Source organism: Bacillus sp. FJAT-22090, from assembly GCF_001278755.1.
Classification (GTDB): domain Bacteria; phylum Bacillota; class Bacilli; order Bacillales_A; family Planococcaceae; genus Psychrobacillus.
In genome coordinates, this window is record NZ_CP012601.1 from 2086786 (window position 1) to 2105132 (window position 18347).

The 18347-nt window shown below is 33.6% G+C and carries 20 protein-coding genes; 5 read left to right on the top strand and 15 right to left on the bottom strand.

The annotated features are described in order from the left end of the window. Positions 1-682: 682 nt before the first annotated feature. Positions 683-2875, bottom strand: a complete 2193-nt coding sequence (locus AM499_RS10715; protein WP_053590205.1) for a sensor domain-containing protein — start codon at positions 2873-2875, stop codon at positions 683-685. A 231-nt stretch (positions 2876-3106) separates the two neighbouring features. Beyond that, positions 3107-4495, bottom strand: coding sequence for an aldehyde dehydrogenase (locus AM499_RS10720; RefSeq protein ID WP_053590206.1), 1389 nt, complete (start codon positions 4493-4495; stop codon positions 3107-3109). 316 nt (positions 4496-4811) lie between these two features. Here AM499_RS10720 and AM499_RS21855 point away from each other — a divergent pair, with 316 nt between their 5' ends. Beyond that, positions 4812-4955: a hypothetical protein gene (locus AM499_RS21855; protein ID WP_197275637.1), complete on the top strand. Its 144-nt coding sequence runs from the start codon at positions 4812-4814 to the stop codon at positions 4953-4955. Positions 4956-5011: 56 nt separating this feature from the next. Here the strand turns inward: AM499_RS21855 and AM499_RS10725 are convergent, their stop codons facing one another. Beyond that, positions 5012-5854 (bottom strand): DNA-3-methyladenine glycosylase family protein, encoded by an 843-nt coding sequence (locus AM499_RS10725; protein ID WP_053590207.1) that lies wholly within the window; start codon positions 5852-5854, stop codon positions 5012-5014. Between the two features lie 46 nt (positions 5855-5900). Between AM499_RS10725 and AM499_RS10730 the strand changes: the two genes are divergently transcribed. Further along, positions 5901-6626 (top strand): thermonuclease family protein, encoded by a 726-nt coding sequence (locus tag AM499_RS10730; protein ID WP_053590208.1) that lies wholly within the window; start codon positions 5901-5903, stop codon positions 6624-6626. 613 nt (positions 6627-7239) lie between these two features. On the opposite strand, the gene AM499_RS10735 is transcribed toward AM499_RS10730, so the two are convergent. Next, positions 7240-7827 carry a phosphatidylglycerophosphatase A family protein gene (locus tag AM499_RS10735; protein ID WP_053590209.1) on the bottom strand — a complete coding sequence of 196 codons (588 nt, stop codon included), beginning with the start codon at positions 7825-7827 and terminating at the stop codon, positions 7240-7242. Positions 7828-7994: 167 nt separating this feature from the next. Here AM499_RS10735 and AM499_RS10740 point away from each other — a divergent pair, with 167 nt between their 5' ends. Genes AM499_RS10740 through AM499_RS10750 form a run of 3 tightly spaced genes read left to right on the top strand, consistent with a single transcriptional unit; the run spans position 7995 to position 9737 of the window. Beyond that, positions 7995-8717 carry an alpha/beta hydrolase gene (locus AM499_RS10740; RefSeq protein WP_053590210.1) on the top strand — a complete coding sequence of 241 codons (723 nt, stop codon included), beginning with the start codon at positions 7995-7997 and terminating at the stop codon, positions 8715-8717. Between the two features lie 60 nt (positions 8718-8777). Continuing rightward, entirely contained in the window at positions 8778-9293 is a 516-nt protein-coding gene (locus AM499_RS10745; RefSeq protein WP_053590211.1) for a YjcG family protein, read from the top strand. 3 nt (positions 9294-9296) lie between these two features. Then, a complete protein-coding gene (locus AM499_RS10750) occupies positions 9297-9737 on the top strand; it encodes a GNAT family N-acetyltransferase (protein WP_053590212.1) in 441 nt (146 codons plus the stop codon). A gap of 446 nt (positions 9738-10183) precedes the next feature. On the opposite strand, the gene AM499_RS10755 is transcribed toward AM499_RS10750, so the two are convergent. From AM499_RS10755 to AM499_RS10800, 11 genes are all read right to left on the bottom strand, one after another. Then, entirely contained in the window at positions 10184-11542 is a 1359-nt protein-coding gene (locus tag AM499_RS10755; protein ID WP_053590213.1) for an arsenic transporter, read from the bottom strand. Positions 11543-11818: 276 nt separating this feature from the next. Further along, positions 11819-12496, bottom strand: a complete 678-nt coding sequence (locus AM499_RS10760; RefSeq protein ID WP_053590214.1) for a hypothetical protein — start codon at positions 12494-12496, stop codon at positions 11819-11821. 204 nt (positions 12497-12700) lie between these two features. Further along, the gene (locus tag AM499_RS10765; RefSeq protein ID WP_053590215.1) at positions 12701-14392 is read right to left on the bottom strand and encodes a DUF2642 domain-containing protein; all 1692 of its coding nucleotides are present in this window, start codon (positions 14390-14392) and stop codon (positions 12701-12703) included. A gap of 69 nt (positions 14393-14461) precedes the next feature. Next, positions 14462-14938, bottom strand: a complete 477-nt coding sequence (locus tag AM499_RS10770; RefSeq protein ID WP_053590216.1) for a hypothetical protein — start codon at positions 14936-14938, stop codon at positions 14462-14464. A 210-nt stretch (positions 14939-15148) separates the two neighbouring features. Continuing rightward, complete coding sequence (locus tag AM499_RS10775) at positions 15149-15463, bottom strand: hypothetical protein (RefSeq protein ID WP_053590217.1); 315 nt, start codon at positions 15461-15463, stop codon at positions 15149-15151. An 84-nt stretch (positions 15464-15547) separates the two neighbouring features. After that, complete coding sequence (locus tag AM499_RS10780) at positions 15548-15793, bottom strand: stage VI sporulation protein F (protein WP_082355238.1); 246 nt, start codon at positions 15791-15793, stop codon at positions 15548-15550. Positions 15794-15824: 31 nt separating this feature from the next. Continuing rightward, positions 15825-15968 carry a YjcZ family sporulation protein gene (locus tag AM499_RS21395; RefSeq protein WP_082355239.1) on the bottom strand — a complete coding sequence of 48 codons (144 nt, stop codon included), beginning with the start codon at positions 15966-15968 and terminating at the stop codon, positions 15825-15827. A 68-nt stretch (positions 15969-16036) separates the two neighbouring features. Next, on the bottom strand, positions 16037-16402 hold the full coding sequence (gene spoVAE / locus AM499_RS10785; RefSeq protein WP_053590218.1) for a stage V sporulation protein AE: 366 nt from the start codon (positions 16400-16402) through the stop codon (positions 16037-16039). A gap of 2 nt (positions 16403-16404) precedes the next feature. Beyond that, positions 16405-17412: a beta-ketoacyl-[acyl-carrier-protein] synthase family protein gene (locus AM499_RS10790; RefSeq protein WP_053590219.1), complete on the bottom strand. Its 1008-nt coding sequence runs from the start codon at positions 17410-17412 to the stop codon at positions 16405-16407. Next, positions 17406-17861 carry a stage V sporulation protein AC gene (gene spoVAC, locus AM499_RS10795; RefSeq protein ID WP_053590220.1) on the bottom strand — a complete coding sequence of 152 codons (456 nt, stop codon included), beginning with the start codon at positions 17859-17861 and terminating at the stop codon, positions 17406-17408. The genes AM499_RS10790 and spoVAC overlap by 7 nt, the downstream gene beginning before the upstream one ends. Further along, on the bottom strand, positions 17861-18253 hold the full coding sequence (locus tag AM499_RS10800) for a YhcN/YlaJ family sporulation lipoprotein (protein ID WP_053590221.1): 393 nt from the start codon (positions 18251-18253) through the stop codon (positions 17861-17863). Before AM499_RS10800 ends, spoVAC begins: the two co-directional genes overlap by 1 nt. Positions 18254-18347: the final 94 nt, after the last annotated feature.

Consider the following 18347-nt stretch of genomic DNA (forward strand, 5'->3'; position numbering starts at 1 on the left):
AGGAAGAGGAATCTATCCACTTCATAGATTATTGACTTAAAAGACTGCTTATTACGCATTCAGCATACTTTAGACAAAGACGACGAATTACGAATTTGCCCACAGTCTTCTTCCTTATATCGTTGATTCACTGTGGGCGGACGCTTTCTGCGGGCGGTCCGTGAGCCTCCTCAGGCCAACACGATGTTGGTCACGAATGCGTTGCCACACGAGGTGGCGTTCTTAGCCTTCGTTCCTTTGTTAGCTTCTTCGGGGTCTCACCTATACACGCTGTTCCCGCTGGAGTCGCCGCCTCTGTTTACCAACTACTTTTTCCATAAGTAACCAACTAAGGTTAATAACGAATATTTCAATCGTTTGTACACAGATATCTTCCTCGTATCGTTGATTTCCACTGTGGGCGGACGCTTTCCACTGGCGGTCCGTTAGCCTCCTCAGGCAAACACGATGTTGGTCACGAAGGCGTTGCCATACGAGGTGGCGTTCTTAGCCTTCGTTCCTTTACTAACTTCTGCGGGGTCTCACTTGGGCACGCTGTTCCCGCTGGAATCACCGCCTCCGTTAACCAACTAAATTTTTCCCTGAGCTTACAACGAAGTGCTAGCAAAATCTTTTGTTTGCGACGTGCTTTCCGAAGATGCAACGATGAATGCTATCGTTCGTCAACAGTTTGAAAGGACTGCTAATGAAGCAGTCCTCTTAGTTGAAATATTGGAATTTCCTCTGAATGTAACGGTTTAGAATAATAAAACCCTTGAACTGTATGGCAATCATGTAATTTAAGAAAATCAATTACCTCTTTTGTTTCTACTCCCTCCGCAACAACCTCTAATCCCAAGCTATGACCAATGCGGATAATGGATTCAACAATAACTTCGTCTCTATTTTCAACAATTCGATTCATAAACATACGGTCGATTTTCAATGTATGAATCGGTAAATCACTTAGATATCGAAAATTTGAAAAACCAGAACCAAAATCATCCATCGCAATTTTAATACCAAGATCTTTCAAATCAATTAATAGTTTTGTTAAACGTTCAATATTTTTCATTAATACATTTTCCGTAACTTCAAGTTCTAGATAATGTGCTGGTAATCCTGTTTCTTTCAATATTAATTGAATATTTTGAAAAAAATCATTTTGTTCCAGTTCAGCAGGGCTTATATTTACCGATAAGGTATGAAACGATATCCCCATTTTTATCCATTCTACCGCTTGCTTACAGGCTTCTCTCAGCACATATTTACCAATAGGAATTATGAGTCCCGTTTCTTCTGCAAAAGGTATAAAATCATTAGGAGGAATCATTTCTTTTCCTTTTTTATTCCATCTAATCAACGCTTCAAAACCATGAACCGTCTCTGTTTTTAAATTGATTTTCGGTTGATAAACTAATATAAACTCTTTTTTCTCAAGACCTGTTCGTATGTCGCTTTCTAATTGAACTTTATTCACAAAACCTTCTACATGTGCTTGATCAAATACTACTACATTTCTCTTTCCACTTTCTTTTGAAACATTTAATGCTAAGTCTGCAGATCGATGTAATGTTTGATAGGATGTACCGTGGTTTGGATAAAAGGAAATTCCTACTGAACAAGATATATATACTTCCATTTCATCAATTAAGAATGGTTGCTCCATTTCTTGTATTAGTAATTCTGCACAACGAAATGGTGTATCTATTAGTTGATCATCGTCTAAAAGAAGAACAAATTCATCTCCGCCAATTCGATATAAAAGTCCTTCTCCTTTTTTCTGAATATATTTCTTAATTCTCTTAGTAACTTTTTTCAATAATTTATCCCCTGTGACGTGTCCTAGGGAATCATTAATATTTTTAAATCGATCTAAATCCATATATATAAAGCTGAAAGGCTTATTTTCATTAATCTTTTTAATTACATCTCTTTCCAAAGCTGCCGCATTAAAGGTATTGGTTAAATGGTCAAAATACGCAATTTCTGCTAATTTTTTTCTAGTAAACTCTAACTCGGTTATATCGTTACCAAAACCTACTACAGCTGTAACTTTTCCTTTACGTTCGTAAGGTGAAAGTGTTATATAGATGCATTTATCATCAAACCATTCTTTATACGATACCTCTTCTCCCTTAAACACATTTTGGAGGTGACCTACTAATCTTTCGGTCATTTCTCGGGAAAAATATGCATTAATAGGTGTAGATAGTAATAAATTCTTTTCCAAAAATGTATCCCTTGAGGGTTGAACCGGCACTAATCCTCGTTTAGATAAATATTCATGGGCTATTTTTCCGCTCAATAAAGAAAAACCAAAATTTCCGAAAGCATCGTGTTTTACTTGAAATACTAAGTTATTTACATAATTCACCACAGTTGCAAAGGAAGATACTAAAGAAGATTGTAACAATTTTTCCTTCTCTTTTTCTGATGTTATATCAGTTCGGATACTCAAGAAATAAGATTCTTTTTCATTAAGTTCAACAGGTAGAATATATGTTTTTACCCAATATAATTCACCATTTTTTCTTCGATTGCATATTTCGCCTTCCCAAACTTCACCACTTAAGATTGTATTCCATATCTTTCGAAAGAAAGAAGCAGGGTGTACGTTGGAGTTCACAACTTTATGCGTTTTACCAACTAATTCTGATTTTGCATACCCAGAAATCTCTACAAATCGATCATTCACATAAAGAATTTGACCAGATCGATTAGTAACTGCTACTATCATTGTTTCATTTAGGGCATAATCCATTAATTCCATCTTGAAGAAAGCATCTTCTAGTTGCTCCTGAAGGATCATATCTTCAGCTAAAGACTCATTAAAAATCGCCTTTTTAACTGTATATAGTAGGTCATCTGATTTTGTATCGAAAATAGATCCCATAATTTCCTCTTTCTCCTTCTGACGAATTAGTTATATTGTCTCTACTAATCTACTATCATTAGATATTTATATTTAGTTCAACATAAGGAATAAGTAATGGTTTTCTTTTAATTTAACATATATCATCATAAAAAACTCTATAAATTTTAATATGTACTTGCTTCTTTTATTAAAAAGTCCAAAATTTCAAAAAAACATCCACAGATTTGTAACAATCGTGGATGTTTTTCATTATTTTAAAAGACTCCTGACAAGCTTCACTTTATTTTTATAAGGTGGAAATACTAGGTCAATCGGTAATTTTGTATTCTTTTTAATAATAGACTTTTGATGTGTAAACAAAGTAAAACTTGCCTTGCCATGGTATGCATGGACTCCTGAGTTACCTACCCCGCCAAAGGGTAAAAAAGCACTTCCAGCATGGGTAATTGTATCATTAATACAACCTCCGCCAAATGAAAACTCTTCTAAAAAATAATTTTGAGCCCGCTCATGCTCACTAAACATATATGCTGCAAGAGGCTTAGGCAATGTACGTATTTGTCGAATTATCGCTGGTAAATTGTTGTAGGAAATGATAGGTAAAATAGGCCCAAATATTTCATCTTCCATAGAAGGACTTGAAAAACTAACGCCATCCAATAAAGTAGGTTCTATATATAAATCATCTTTATCGGTACTTCCACCAAAAATAATATGATCCTTTTCTTCATCTAGTATTTTTTTCAAGCGATCAAATTGAGCTGCATTTACAATTCGCCCTAAATCGACACTATTTTGAATATTTTCTCCGTAAAATTGATGAATAGATTGTTTTAAAAGTTCAACAAACTTTTCTTTTACACTTTCTTCTACCAAAACATAATCAGGAGCAATACATGTTTGACCTGAATTAACTAATTTTCCCCATATTATCCTCTTTGCTGCCACTTCCAGATTTGCAGTATGATCTACTATTACTGGGCTTTTACCGCCAAGCTCAAGAGCTATAGGCGTTAAACGTTCTGAAGCAGCCTTCATGACAATTTTGCCCACTTTAACACTACCCGTGAAAAAGATGAAATCGAATGGAGCGTGGATTAATAATGAAGTTTCTTCTTTTTCCCCTTCTAAAACTCGTATATAGCCAGGATCAAATGTCTCTTCTATAATCTTCTTAATGACTTCAGCAGTATAGGGTGTGGATTCAGAGGGTTTGATAATTGCACAATTTCCCCCACAAATGGCTCCCAAAAGTGGTTCCATCACTAATTGAAATGGATAGTTAAATGGAGCAATAATCAGGACAGTTCCATAAGGGTCATTTACTATAAAGCTTTTTGATGGCATTAATGCTAATGGGGTTTTTACTTGCATCGGTTCCATCCATTTTTCCAAGTTTTTTTTCATATAAGATATATTGTCATATACAAGTCCTATTTCAGTTGTATATGCTTCAAATTCACTTTTACGTAAATCATTATATAAAGCTTTAATAACTTCCTTCTCATATTTTTTGATTGAGTTTTTAAGCTTGTCAAGTTGTTCTAACCTAAAATTAGCTGATCTTGTTTTACGAGAATAAAAAAATTTTTGATGTTCCTCTAAAATATTTTCCAATTGCTGGGCAGTAAAATTCATCATAACATCTCCTTTTTTCATTCAAAATCATATATACTAAACGTTCTTTATATAAGAATCATACAATTATTTTCTAGTCTAGGAAAGAATATCACATATAAGTTTTTTTCTGATATACATGATTCTTATCAAAGGTGGAAATACTCTTTTATGTAGGGAAAATTCTTTCCTTACACTTTCCACTCCATTAGTCTATAAGTCTTGCTTTGGTTGTGTGATATTTGATTCATTTTCTAATTAACAAGTTTGTTAACCAAACTTTTTAGGGTATGTATTGGTCAAATGGACAAACAGAAAATTAAAGGAGGAAATAGAAATGACAATAACAGAAACTTGGTGGGAAACCATTTTTACTGGAGCAATTGCAATGGGGATTAATAAGGAACGTATAGATGAATTGGATGAAGAATCGTTTTTATACTTCAAGGAAGTACAAGACGAAATGGAGAGCAATAATTGAATAATGTATTCACATAGAATCAGCTTCCTTCTTATTATATAAAGGAAGCTGATTTTTTATTCAATATTTCTCCATAAGTATAAAGAAGCATAGCTTAAATAAGGTGACCAAGATTCAAAATGGATAATAATTTCTTCTTTCGAAGGCTTTTTCTCCAAATTCCACATTTGTTTTAATGAGTTTTGAAGCCCTATATCTCCTACTGGAAAAAGATTCTCTCTACCAAGGCCAAAAAGCAAAAAACTTTCTGCAGTCCAAGGACCTATCCCTCGATAGGAAGTCAATTTTTTCATAATCGTCTCATCAGTCTCATTAACGAAGGTATTCAATTTTAACTCCTCTGTTGCAATTGCTTTCGAAATACCAATTATATATTCCGCTTTTCTTGTACTAAATTGCATGCCTCTTAGTGTGTCCACTTCTAGTTTTGCTATTTTATCAGCAGAAGGGTAGATCCATACACCATCTATCTGTTCACCAAATGTTTGCACAAATCGAGTTGTTAATGTTCTTGCAAAAGAAAGATTTAATTGTTGATGAATAATGCTTTTTATTATATTTTCGTATAAAGAAAAATCCGTAATGATAGGAGTACCTTCAAATTTTAAGAATAAATCCTTCAGATTTGTTTTTATAAAATGTGCATGAACTGCATCTAGACTGCGATCAAAATGAAAAATGGACAATATACGTTGAAGCTGTTCATCCGATTCTATTCCGGTTAGTATAAACTTCGGCTCTCGATGTGATCCAATACTTTTTATAGTAATAATGGAATGATCTAATGGAACTCTAACTATTTGATTGGCTAAATCTACAGAATTTAGAGGGTCTAATGATAATCTGCTGATTGCTTCATCAAAACGATAAGCAAATGGTAACTCTATTATATGTGTCAACAGTATCTCTCCTTTATTTATATGCTAAACTAATGACGGTGATAAAATGAAAAAGTTATTATTATTAATAATTATTTCTTTGCTTTTTGGTTGTGAGGAAATTCCATCTAACGGTATTACTAAAACAAGTGACTCTACTGATCAAATTCCAGTTGAATTACTTGAAGTAATTGACGGAGATACAATTAAAGTAAATTATAAGGGAAATACCGAAACAATTCGATATTTACTTATTGACACACCTGAAATAAATCATAAACAACTTGGAAAACAGCCTTTTAGTGAAGAAGCAAAGAATCGTAACAAAGAAATACTAAGCAACGGAAATTTAACAATTGAATTCCACGTAGGAAATCGATTTGATAATTACGGTCGCATGCTTGCCTATATTTACATAGATGGAGTAAGTGTTCAAGAAACTCTTTTAGAAGAAGGTTTAGCACGTGTTGCTTACTTATTTCCGCCAAACACAAGGTATTCAGACGACTTTGAAAAAGCATCTAATATTGCGGAGAAAGGGAAAGTTGGAGTATGGGAAACCCCCAACTATGTTACTTCACGTGGTTTTGATTCTTCTGTGTTAGTCGAAGATAAGAATTCTTCCAGAGAGCCAATTGGTAAATGTTTGATTAAAGGAAACATTAGTAGAGAAGGCAAGAAAATTTTTCATGTTCCTAGTGGAAATAATTATGATGCAACTAAACCGGAAGAATGGTTTTGCACAGAAGAGGAAGCAATTAAAGCAGGCTTTAGTAAAGCTAGAGAATATTAAAGCGCTTCTATTATAAGTTACTTGTGTGTTTTTACAGATAATAGGAGAAACACAAAGTCGCGTCCGAGGATACAATTCGGACGCGACTCTGTTATTTTATTTGTTATTGTTGATATTGACCCTTGCAGCTTTGTTGTTCAAATTTTGACATTTTTAAAAGACTTTATAGAAACGAATGGTACTGTATCTCTGATGCACCTTACACCTGCAGGCAGCACGAAGGGCCTAAAAAACTTACGTTATAAATGACGTAATTGTTTTTTGAATATAAAGTGCCTTATTTCTCTTTGTCATTTTATTAAATCACCATATATCGGCTTAAATTGAGGGTTTCTTGGGTTGTATTATGGGGATTAACTACCTGCATTTACTTAAATTTAGAGGTCCAGACAAAAAGCGAGTATGTGAATGAAATGACGTTCACATACTCGCTAAAAAAATATCTTGATTAGTTCTTCAGTGCCCTCGGTAGCACGAAGAAAGCCCCCAATGCAGTAGCGACTCCTCCGCGGAGGCACATGCGTAGAGAGCGACAAGCGGAAGCTCGGTCAGCACTAATGCCTATCGATTAGTACAGTGCCCTTTCATTCTTTAAATATCAATAATGAACTATTTAAGTTCGAGATCCTTTAACCTTTGTTTCAGGTGCAGTTTCTTCTGGAGGGATATCCTCAAATGTTTCGTTTGCCTCTGCTAAATCACGTGTTCGATGTGCTAAACGAGAAGCCGCGCTTGCAGCAATACTGGCAACTATATCATCTAAAAATGTATGGATAGTGCCTGTCTCTGCCTTTGTGTCCAATTTTGAAATAATACCGATTTTATTTTTATCTAAATGACCAAAAGTTGTCACTGCAATACTTCCATACGTATACACTGCTCCTAGAGCAATCGTTTCATCTATACCAAATAACCCTTCGTCTGCTTCTACAATCTGTTGCAATGGCTCCGATAATAACTTTTTCTCAGCTAGTTCATCTAGCTCAATCCCTACTAAAATGGCATGCTGCATTTCTCTTTTCTTTAAAACACTTTTAATCGACTCGATACAATGCTCAATTGTTAGACCTTTATTGTATGGAAATTGCATTTCATAAACGATTTTAGCAATCTCTTCGATTGTCACACCTCTTCGAAGTAATGCATCATTTGCAGCTTTCTCAACAGTCCGTGAATGTACTTTTGATGTCTGTCTGTCCAATTTAATTAACCCCTTTATTTATCTGATTTATTTTGAACTCAGCGCTGTCCCATATTCATAACCATCGAAATAATAATCTTTCAAATTTTCTAGTTGTTGTTCATTATACCTCTCTTCATGTATATGTTACAATTTCTATACAACATGATTATTGTAGGAGGTTCTTTATGAATAAAGGAGTTGTAAAAGATCTAACACTTTTTAGTGAATCTTTACAAGAAGAAATGCAGTTACTTATATACTTACCACCAAATTATTCGCCATTATATAAATACAGTGTACTTATTGCAAATGACGGTAAAGACTATTTTCAATTGGGAAGAATTTCTCGAGTGGCTGACGAGCTGTATGAAGAAAATGAAATTGAAAACCTTATTATTGTTGGTATTCCATATAAAAATGTGAAAGATCGTAGAGCAAAATATCATCCGGACGGAGAAAAGCATAAAGCGTACATACGTTTTTTAGCGCATGAACTCGTTCCTTATATTGATGCCAATTATCCTACCTATCAAATGGGTTTAGGCAGAGCACTAATCGGTGATTCACTTGCTGCTACAGTATCCTTACTTACGGCTTTACAATATCCTAATACATTTGGCAAAGTTATTTTACATTCTCCTCTAGTAAATGAGTATGTATTGAATCAAGTTGAAAAACATAAAGAAATACATGCATTTTCACTTTATCATGTCATCGGCTTGGAAGAGACAGATGTTAAAACAGGAGATGGACTAATCACAGACTTTGTCACACCAAATAGATCTTTGCATAATTTATTCATAAAAAAAGGATTTACGACATTTTATGACGAATTAGATGGAAACCACACTTGGAAGCTTTGGCAACCAGATATAAGGCGTTCACTAAAAAACAATTTCGGCTTGTAAATATTTTTTTGTTATAATGATAAGGTGATCTGTTACAAAAATTCGAGGAGGTAATGAAAAATGAAATACGGAATAGTTGCTTTCCCATCAAAAAAAGTGCAAGATTTTGCTAATTCTTATAGGAAACGTTATGACCCGCACTACGCACTTATAACACCACATATGACGATAAAAGGTGTATTTGAAGCAGACGAAAAGGAAATTAAAACAGTGGCTGAACAAGTAGCTCAAGTGGTTAGTAAGCATAAGCCATTTACATTAAAGACTTCTAAAGTGAGTTCTTTTGCTCCTGTAACAAATGCTATTTACTTTAAAGTAGAGCCTACAAATGAGCTATTAGCACTTCATGAGGATTTAAATGCTATTGAATATAACGATGAAGCAAATTATACGTTTGTACCTCACATTACTATTGCTCAAAAAATGAATTCTAGTGAACATGACGACATTTATCCACAGTTAAAAATGATTGGTGCGGAATTTGAAGAAGAAATTGATCGACTTCATTTACTTTATCAATTAGAAGACGGTTCTTGGACTGTTTATGAAACATTTAGATTGTCTGGAGCTGAATAATCCTTGGTTTATGCAAAATTAGTTGAAACAGAAAAAGAATATCAAGATGCCATACTCATTAGAAGAAAAGTTTTTGTAGAAGAACAAGATGTGCCGCTTCATATGGAATTAGATGAATATGATCAAACCGCTACTCACTTTGTGGCATATGATGGAGAAACACCTTTTGGTGCAGGAAGAATTCGTACAGTTGAATCTTCTATTGGAAAAGTAGAACGGGTCTGTATACTTCCTAAATACCGAGGAAAAAATTATGGTAATTTGATGATGCAATGTATGGAAGAATATGCGCAATCGAAAGATTACGATAAACTAAAACTTAATGCACAAAGTCATGCTATTCCATTTTATGAGAAAAGAAATTACATGATTACATCTCCAGAATTTTTAGAAGCAGGAATTCCTCATCGTGCAATGGAGAAGAAACTAATTAAAAACAATTGATTTTAAAGCGGGATGATTATTCATCCTGCTTTTTTATGCATTTGATTTCAATAATCGGTAGCATTTTCACCTAGTTTCACATATACATATTAAGAACGATTAAACAATAAAACTGTGTATTTAAATTGATGCTCATTGAAAGTATATATAAATTCCACTGCTTTTTCTTGAATCTTTGGGCTTTGCTATAATACAAATTCTGATTGATCGAATGCCTTAACTACAAATTTAATATTCACTCATATAGATTCTTTTTAAACGCATCTAATCAATGTTTTGAAGGGATCTTTTTTCATTGAACAAAGAGATTAGCAGGAAAATTTTTTAGAATTTCCTGCTTTTCTACTTTATATTGCCCATCCGATAACGTGTTCTTTTAGAGTTAATACCTAGGATTAAAATAAAATTATTAGTAAATACAGTCTCCAACCTTCCAATTTAAGATTTTAATTAGAAAATACCATTTGTACCCAGAAAAATAAAAGAGCAAGCGTTACAATAGTGGTTATTGGTATAACGATAATCGTTACGCTTAGATAATCTTTCCAAGTAACTTTAATTTTATTTTTTCTTAAAATATGCATCCAAATAAGGGAAGCGAGTGTTCCGATAGGTAATAATAACGATCCCATATCACTACCAATGATATTGGCAAGATAAATTGTCTTAAGGGTGATTGCATCCAGTCCCATTTCTGTTAATGAAATTGTTCCAATCATTAAAGCTGGGTGGTTATTAAACAAGTTCGAAAGTACTGATACAAGGCCCCCCATGATAAAACTTGCTTGAAATAATCCTTGATTTACAATTGGTTCAAACCACTTAACTAACAATGCTGTTAACCCTACATTATTCAAGCCATATATTATCACATACATGGAGAAAGCAAAAATTAGAATATGCCAGGGAGTCTTTTTCAAAATATCTACTGGGTTCGTACGTAAATGATACCATCTCCAAATAAGTAGTATTACAGAGCCCAGAACTGCAACGACTTCAATAGGTACGTTTATATAAGATGCAACGAATAGTAGACAACGCATGATAAACACAAATAGTAATAACTTTAACATAAATTTAGTGCGCTTGCGCTTTGTTTCTACAGGGATTTTCGTTTTTAAAGGATGAAAATTCTCTGTGAAAAATGTTTCTTCTATATCTATAGCGGAATCTGGTAATCTTCTCGGCAAATTTTTTCTCACTACTAAATACATCAAGTAAGACATAAATAATAAACCTAATGTAGCAGGCACAAACATCATCGCTGTATGCATCCAAAGTGTCATATGAACTATCTCTAGAGCGATCAAATTAACGATATTGCTTACACCTATTGGGGCACTAGAAGCTGTTGCGATAAGTGCACCACTTAATAAATAAGGAATCTGTTGTGATGGTTTTAGTCGTAAATTTTTCAAGAGCAATATTAAAATTGGAGTGGTTATTAAAATACTTCCATCGTTATTAAATAATAGAGTCATTAAAAAACAAAGTAACTGAATATACCAGTATAAACGGTGACCAGAACCCCTTGCTAAATTCGCTAGTCTTGCAGCTGCCCAGTTAAAAAATCCAAAACTTTCTAATATTACTGCCATAACAATTGTTGCCATTATAGTAATGGATGCGCCACCAATTTTATTGAGAATGTCTATAATATCCGCATGAGAAACGATACCTACAACTAGTATAATCGCTGCTCCTATAGATGCTGGCCATGCCTCATTCAGTCCTTTAGGTCTCCAAAAAATGACTAGCATAGTAGTTAGGAACACCAAACTGGCGACTCCAACATGAAAGCTCATACATATACCATTTCCCCTCGTTTTTTGTTTGTCCGTTCCTTGTATGTATATTCACCTCGTCCTACTAGGATAGAGGTGTATGTCCTTATTGAAAAAAAACTAATTTTTTGTCTAATAAAAATAAAAAAAATTGTCTATCCATAATTGGTTAGACAATTTTTTATGTATACGGAGCATATATTTTTTTCAAGAAGCATGAAACATTTCATGCTTCTATGGTTTGTGTATTTCTTTATTGTTCTCTTCATAAATCAAGTACTTTAGTCTAACCATCGTTTACACCTGGTGAAGAGTTTTAATATGATCCAGGTTTAGATAGATAGGAACTATTCTAGCAGTTTTCATCTCAATAATCTGTTTTTCCACATTGTTTATTTTACCAACATGGCTATGTTTACCTCCAATGTTTAGGACGACAATCGAACTTTTCAACTTTTCAACTTGAGATTCAAACGTGTTCTCTAAAGAATCTTTGTCCGTTTGCAAGTTGCCTTCTTCTTTGATCTGGCCATAAGGGTTTTCATTTTTAACATAGGGTATTAACCACTTCAAATGATTAATAGCAATGTACATCTTTTTATAAATAGGTGAATAAAATTCAAAATAGTCATTTTTAATATGTGTAATATAACCATGTAGAGACTGATCATCTGTTATATAAATCTCCACATATTTTCCTTTTGCTTGTAATAGTACCTCATTATAAGATAACTCATCTTCACTTTCTCCAGAGAATATGCTAGGAGAAACTGTCGGGGGCTGTATTTCGTATTCCTCATTACTACCAATATCTAAACTCTGGATATGATGTAAAGGGATGTACATAAAATCCGCTCCATTAAAAAGAACCACTATGTCGCTGCCTAAATCAATCAAAGTACCATTAATTTGCTTCTTCCCCGAAACTTCGATTTGAACAACTTCATTGATTAGACTTTGAATAATTTTATTCAAGGTCACATCTCCTTTTATATTATTATAATAACTATAGATAAAGATTGAACAAACAAACGATTATGTCTATTGGAAAAACATGAAATGTTATTTTAGCCAGCAACACATATAGTTTTAATGCATCTTGGTTTACTAATACTCAAAATATCGCCAATTAAGTTCTTAGACATATTTTTTTCGCCGTTCATAAATTAATATTCTTATTCAAAAATCTCTTATTTGACGATACATCTTTGCAGCATGCCTCATCAATGAATAAAATTGATTTTCTAACACTGCTTTTTCTTCTTTTAGACTTTCCGATACATACGAATTCTTTAATTCTTCAAACTCTGTTTTATTGTTTACCTGATAATCTAAAGATGGGTACCGTACAGAACGATATTCCTGGTTAGCTGAATTATTCTCTGCATGTTTCATTAATGCATAGTATTGTTTAAGCAACATCGCTTTTTTTTCTATGGGACTTATTGGATCTGTAGTAAATAATACTTCAGAATGCTCAGGTGCAATAACCAGTTTACCATGCTCCTCTGTTGTATTATTTTCATGCATCTCTTCAACAAATGATTTTTCATGGTCTGAAGCTAGATCTACAACAACTGAACTTGTTTTATGAGTAGGAGATTCGCTTTCTACATTTTTTTTTTGGGGGATAGTAATTGAATTTTGGTCAAGATTCATTTTACTCCATGCAGTTAAAAGTATTCTTTTTTCCTTGTTTTGAATCTGAGGTTCTTTAGAAATAATTTGTTCTTCATTAATAACGCTACTCCTTGAATTGTAAGGATCTAAATAATCTGCTTCTAGGTCTTCTCTATTCGGAAGATTTTGCGTTTCTTCTTGATTTAATGAATTCTTCAGATTATCTATTAATTCCATTGTTTCTTGAACCTCAACTTCTTGACTTGTATCCTCATGGTTCTCATTTTCGTTATACATTTTTAATAATTCATCATCTGGCACAGATAACACTTGATTGTTTTTTATTTCTAGTACATCATTATTGGAGTCAATATCATCAACTAAATGAGATACCGATTTTAACAGTTCTAAATTGTTTTCTTTCATCGTTGAATTGAAGCCTAAAGCTGAGTAATGTAATTCAGAAATTAAATTTCTTAGATTTTTCGCTTCGTTTTGGTCATCGTTATTGGATTTGATACTCCATTCTTTTGTTAAAGGAATATCTTCTACACTATGCAAACTTAGAACATCTGGAACTTCATTAATAGCTTTATTTTTCTCTTCCGTCTGATCTTCCATAATAGGCACTTTAACAAATTCTTCATAATTATTGTTTGTTTTAAAACGCTCAGCGAGAATTTGTTCCTGATGCTCATCTTTTTGCTGATTTTCATTCATTGCGACGTTTGTAAATTGTATAAGTTCAGCATTTACACTAGAAACGGTGTCTTGAATAACTAATTCATTACTGATTTCTGTGGATTGCTCATTAATTTTATTTATCTCCATCTTGGATATACCTTTATGAATACTTGATATATAAGATTTTGGGATATAGTATAGATCCTGATTATTTATTAAAATGATATGATCTTCCACAATGCTCGTTAGTACTCCAAATAGCGCCTGATTACTCAAACTATTAATGGTAACCCAGTTGTATTTCAATACTTTCAAAACATCTGTTAAATCATTGCTTTCTGGATAGGAATCAGTTTTGGGGTAGACGCTATAGTCCTTAGCATTCTTAGATATAGCTCCAATATGTTCAAATGCGAAATAGAATACGTTTCCATTGACATCAACAGCAAGGTGATCTTGTTTGACATCTAATAAAATACCTTCTACATATTTACTGTTTCGTAAATACAAACCAATCTTCATATTAATAAGGGCGCATAAAACTTTTTTAATATTGTCCTCTTGCAAGATAAGAGCGCCTCCTTCATAGAATATTCGTCGCTTCGGATCAACAGAAGCGACGAAAACATCATTTATTTATTCACTATCTTTTTTAGATTCATTTTTATTTTCTGCTTCATCTTCTTTTGGAAGTTTTACTCCGTAGCTAATGTTTCGGATATGGAACAAAGAAATCCGGATTATTTCTTCGTTTGAGACAATCGTTATATAATCATCATCGACATAGTCCATTACTCCTTCTAACGTTTCAGGTCCACCACGATTAATTTTTACCCATCGAAGTGTTAAATTTCTTAAAACGCCTTTGAAGTCATCCGCTTGTATGAATTCAAAATCCTCTGGTACTTCAATATTAACTTGATCCTGATTTTTCGTATTAATTGTTAAGCTTTTAATATGTTGTGTATTGTAATAAATAATTCCATCGTTATCTGTAAGTAGAGTTAAGTGATCATCTTGAACTGCAAGTAGTTTACCTATACGAGACTCCGGACCACCTCTATCTACTTTTACTACTCTATCTACTAGTGAAAGTATCATCTTCTTATTCATATTTTCTAACCTCCTTTTATAGTATCCTAATATTTATATGTATATTGGGTCAGCTAAGCAATGGCTAAACGCCCATTTTATTTTAATTGTACAAGGTATCAGTAAAAATATTTATTCAACCTAATAATCCATTTTTTATTTAGATTATTGCAGAAAAAAATGCCGATTTTAAATCGGCATTTAAATTTAATCACTTTATACATTTATTTATCAAATATACAAATTAATTGAATTTCCCTTACCACTTATTTGTGCAATTTTAGGAGATAAATTTACTGGATTAGGTTGGATAAAGGTTTTAAATAAAGGCGGATTAGTTGGATACTTATCAAACGATGATGATTTCTCATCATTATCTTCTTTGTCTTTAAGTACCTGCTCCTGGTCCTCAAGATGTTCATCAAAAGTTGATTTCATCTTAACTCCATTAATATTGCTTACATAAGCAAAATTATAATCATCCATCGACATACGATTAGCATAAATTTGCGACTGAATTGGTTGAACTGGTATGATGTATCCCATTTCCTCCACCTCCGATTTATTTATCCCTCTATACCCTATGTCTCCAAGTATTAAACCTATTACTCTTAAAATATTTTCTTACTATTACAACAACTTTTCGATATCAGATAAACTTAACGAATTTCCACTTTTTAAAATGGAATTCGTCAGTTCATCCTCTAGCTGTTGAGAAACTGGTTTATTTGCTAGCTTGCCAACTTTGCGTACAATTTTACGAACTTGTTTTTCATCCGTAAAATCAGCATGCGAGATGGCATTGGCAAGCGTAAAAAGATCTTCCATCGAAACACCAGTTTTATTTTCTATTGCTTTAAAAAATGAATTTTGCACTAATTTTCCTCCTCACATTAATTATTTATGATTAATGGAGAAAGCTTGCTCCTACAATTATTAATAAGATAAATAAAACAACGATCAATACAAAAGTTGAGCTTTTATTTCCGCCATAGCCTCCGCCATAACCGCCGCCGTAACCAGGGTATCCTCCACCACAGTAGCCGTACATAATCTTTCCCTCCTCTCCTCTTCAACATATAGTATGCAAAGGCAAGAAAAAGAAAAAGGGCTAATCAACTAGTAGTGAGTTTTCTGTTTTTGAAAAATAAACGCTCCAATAATTCCAAACAAAATAGCAGAACTAATCCCTGAGCTTGTAACCTCAAACATCCCTGTAACTACTCCTATTAGACCGTGCTTTTCTGCTTCTGCTAAAGCCCCGTGTGTTAGTGAATTACCGAAAGATGTTATTGGAACAGTAGCACCTGCTCCAGCAAAATCAATTAACGGCTCATATAAACCAAATCCATCTAAAATAGAGCCACTAACTACAAGTGTACATAACGTATGTGCTGGGGTAAGCTTAAAAACATCCATTAATATTTGTCCAACTACACAAATAAGACCTCCGACAATAAATGAAACTAATATTGATGAAATCATTTTTATCCTCTTTTCTCCATACGACATTCAATGGCATGAGCAATACAAGGGATTGTTTCACCTTGTTGAAAAGTTAATGGCGATAATAATGCGCCAGTTGCGACTAGTAATACCCGTTTGTATACGCCACTTTTTAATTGATTAAATACATGACTGAAATAAACAGCAGCAGAGCATCCTGCACCACTTGCTCCTGCCTTAAAAAATTCATCTTCACCATAAAATTGTGCACCAGCATCTTGCAGGATTACTCCACTATTTTCATCTTGAAACATTTCTTTTAATATAGACAAACCTATTTTCCCTAAATCACCGGTCATAATTACGTCATAATCTGCCATCCTACTATTTGTATTCGTTAAATGCCTTTCAATTGTATCTCTTGCAGCTGGTGCCATTGCAGCTCCCATAAAAAGTGGGTTCTTTTGTCCACCATCCACTACTCTTCCAATGGTGGCGTGCGTAATAATAGGGGCATTTTTTGCATGCTTTTGTAGTAGTGCAAAACCTGCAGCAGTGACAGTCCATTGAGATGTTCCAGGTCTTTGTGCTCCGTATTCAAGAGGATATCTAAACTGTCTCTCCACGCTCGGATGATGGCTAGAGGCGCCAGCGAGTACAGATTTTGCATTTCCTGATTCCAGTAGAAGACTTCCTAAAATAACTGATTCTACAGAACTTGCACATGCGGAAAAAACGCCTAAAAATGGAATCGCTAACTGGCGAGCAGCAAAATTAGTAGGGGAAAGTTGATTTACTAGGTCTCCTCCAATAAATACATCTACATTTTCAAGCTTTTCATGCCCTTTTCTCAAAGTTTCTTTACAAGCTTTTTCGATAAAATGGGTATGCGCTTGTTCAAAGGTTTCACCTTTTTCATTCTCTAAAAGAAGAACTTCATCAAATGATTCAGCAAAAGTACTCTTCTTTTCCGTAGGACCTACCACAACACCCGTACTTGCTATACTTGGATTTTCTTTAAATTGTATTGTCCCAGACTTTATTACCATGAGAGCACTCCCATTTTAACTAAAATTGTTTTAATCAAGGCTACTATAAAAGCGGAAAGTACACCAAAAACAATAACAGAGCCGGCTAGTTTAAACATATTTCCACCGACACCTAATACGTACCCTTCGGTTTTGTGTTCTAAAGAAGCAGATATTACAGCATTTCCAAAGCCAGTTACTGGAACAGCCGATCCCGCTCCACCTATTTGAGCAATCTTTTTATATAGTCCTGTACCCGTTAGGATCATTGCAATAAAAACCAAAGTTGCTACAGTTGGGTTTCCTGCTGTTTTCTCTGTAAATGGAAAAAAACGAATATAAAAAAAAGTAATAAGCTGTCCAATAGCACAAATAATGCCCCCAACTAAAAATGCTTTTAACATATTCATAAAAAGTGGTGTTTTCGGTGTTTGATTATCTACTATTTTTTCGAATTGTTTTTGATCCATTATGTCTCTTCCTTTGATAAAGATTTTATATCTTCAATTGATTTAGTTAGCTTTTCGGATTTTAATTTCTGGTCAATTATTTTTTCAATTTCCCATTTTACTTTTAAATCACCTGTGACTAGCACTTCTTTCTCCGGAAATTTTTTCTCTAATTCTTTTGTTATTTTTTTTTCTATTTTTTCTTTATTGAACCTACTCATTCTTTTTATGTCGATTGCCACTAACACATTATTATTGTCAGTTACACTCTGAAATCCTTTGACCGAATCATGGTGTTTTAATTCTTCCTCTATCTCAGGAGAAGTATTAGAAGGATAAACGATGTGCACAGATTCATCAGAACATGCACTTAAGAGAAAAAACAGCAGAAGGACAGTAGTAATTTTATGCATAGGATTCATGGCCCCTTTTCGAGTTAGTATGAGCATGAGAAAAAGAAATATACGAAGAGCATTAGAGATATTTGCCCTAACCTTTATGAAGAAG